This window comes from Desulfococcus sp., from assembly GCF_041737845.1.
Lineage (GTDB): Bacteria > Desulfobacterota > Desulfobacteria > Desulfobacterales > Desulfococcaceae > Desulfococcus.
This window is the reverse complement of record NZ_JBGSQX010000017.1, coordinates 1-1,700: the sequence shown is the minus strand read 5'-3', so window position 1 is coordinate 1,700 and position 1,700 is coordinate 1. Positions and strand designations below refer to the sequence as shown.

Here is a 1,700-nt window from a genome sequence, read left to right as displayed (position 1 = left end):
TTCAAAATCACAGGTCGCCCGGGTTTACAGGAGAGATGATCATGCGGAGACAATTTACGGTTATTATTGAGCGAGAGGGCAACGGGTATGTGTCCCTCTGCCCGGAACTCGACATCGCCAGCCAGGGAGAGACGATCGAAGACGCCCGCGACAACCTGCAAGAGGCGATCGAGCTTTTCTTTGAGACGGCATCCCGGCAGGAGATTCAGGCCCGTTTGCACGAGGAGGTGTATGTGACCGTAGCAAAATTTACCGACCATTTGGCTTATGCGGCAACTCGTCCCCGCGGCCGGGAATGTGCCCGGCGGACCGGGCGGCGGGGGTGCCTGGGGAGTGGTTGGAACAAAATTACTTCAGGGAAAACCGGTGGAGGCAGGCAATCGCAACCACCCGGATAGGAAACGGTGATTTCAGTATTTAAAGATACTTGGTGATAAAAGCGGTATATGCTATACAAGATGCAGGAGGTACCCCAAAATGATCTTTGATCGCATCACTGTGGATCCTGCCCGCATGAACGGCCAGCCCTGCGTGCGCAACATGCGCTTGACGGTAAGGCGTGTTGTGGAGTTGGCGGCCTTCTACCCCGATCGCGAGGAACTGCGCCGGGAATATCCAGAGCTTGAAGATGAGGATATTCGGCAGGCACTTCTCTTTGCGGCCGGGCATCTCGATGACCGTGTCATAGACCTCCCCCTGAGCCATGAGACTGCTGCTTGATCAAGGTCTGCCGCGATCGGCGGCAAAATTGTTGAGAGAGGAAGGAATCGATACTGTCCATGTCAGTGAAATCGGTTATTCCACCGCCGACGATGCCGCGATACTTCAGAAGGGACGAGAAGAAGAACGCATCGTAATCACTTTTGATGCAGACTTCCATGCGCTTCTGGCCCTCTCACGGGCTACAACCCCATCGGTCATTCGGATTCGTATCGAGGGATTGTACGGAAAAAAGGCGGCAGGTCTAATCCAGCAAGTACTCGCGCGCTGTGCTGAAGATTTGGCGCAGGGAGCGGTAGTAACGGTGCAGCCAAACCGTATACGAGTCCGTCGCCTGCCATTACTTTCTTGAGTCCTGAATAAGGCAAGCAAAGCCGAGCTTTCATCGAGATATTGAAGGAGGCCGCGCTTCGGTCGCCGACAGGGCGCAACATCCGGCCCCGGGACTTTTAGCGAAACCACCAGAGCCGGTTTGCCGATGATCCACCCCCTATTCTTTTGCCTTGATGAGCTCCACAAAATCAGCCGGCGTCACGATTCGGATACCCCGGTAGGTTTTCAACTCGGTCAGGTGGTGGTCTGCGGAAATGATGAAATCCGCCCCGCCTTCCACGGCGCACGCCAGGTATTTGTCGCCTGCGGGGTTGCCCTGGACCCTCCTGACCGCTGTCCTTTCCTCCGTCATCTGGGCAATTTCGGCGTATGCATTCAGAAATTCCCGGATCTGTCTGGGTGACATGCGATGGCGCTCCGCAAGCTTCGGGTATTGCAGCACCCGCTCGATCTCCGCCAGGATGCTGCGGGAAACCAGCAACCCCACCTTGTCCGCTCTCACCCAGTCCAGGATGGCCGAGGCATTGGAACCGGGGGTCAAGAGGGGGCTCACAAAAACGTGCGTGTCGATCACGGCGCGGATCATTTCCGGCTTCCCGCCTGGGTTCCGTTGACCGCCTCCTTTTTTGCCGCCGCCACGGCCGCTT

General features: G+C 56.7%; 4 protein-coding genes. 3 read left to right on the top strand and 1 reads right to left on the bottom strand.

All coding sequences use genetic code 11. The annotated features are described in order from the left end of the window. Positions 1-41 precede the first annotated feature (41 nt). From ACEW8N_RS01725 to ACEW8N_RS01715, 3 genes are all read left to right on the top strand, one after another. Positions 42-398, top strand: coding sequence for a type II toxin-antitoxin system HicB family antitoxin (locus ACEW8N_RS01725; RefSeq protein ID WP_373498064.1), 357 nt, complete (start codon positions 42-44; stop codon positions 396-398). Between the two features lie 79 nt (positions 399-477). Beyond that, positions 478-720 (top strand): DUF433 domain-containing protein, encoded by a 243-nt coding sequence (locus ACEW8N_RS01720; RefSeq protein ID WP_373498063.1) that lies wholly within the window; start codon positions 478-480, stop codon positions 718-720. Continuing rightward, positions 704-1,072, top strand: coding sequence for a DUF5615 family PIN-like protein (locus tag ACEW8N_RS01715; RefSeq protein ID WP_373498062.1), 369 nt, complete (start codon positions 704-706; stop codon positions 1,070-1,072). Before ACEW8N_RS01720 ends, ACEW8N_RS01715 begins: the two co-directional genes overlap by 17 nt. 138 nt (positions 1,073-1,210) lie before the next feature. Here ACEW8N_RS01715 and ACEW8N_RS01710 read toward each other — a convergent pair. Further along, positions 1,211-1,700: putative toxin-antitoxin system toxin component, PIN family (locus ACEW8N_RS01710; protein WP_373498061.1), on the bottom strand; the 490-nt coding region annotated here is incomplete at its 5' end.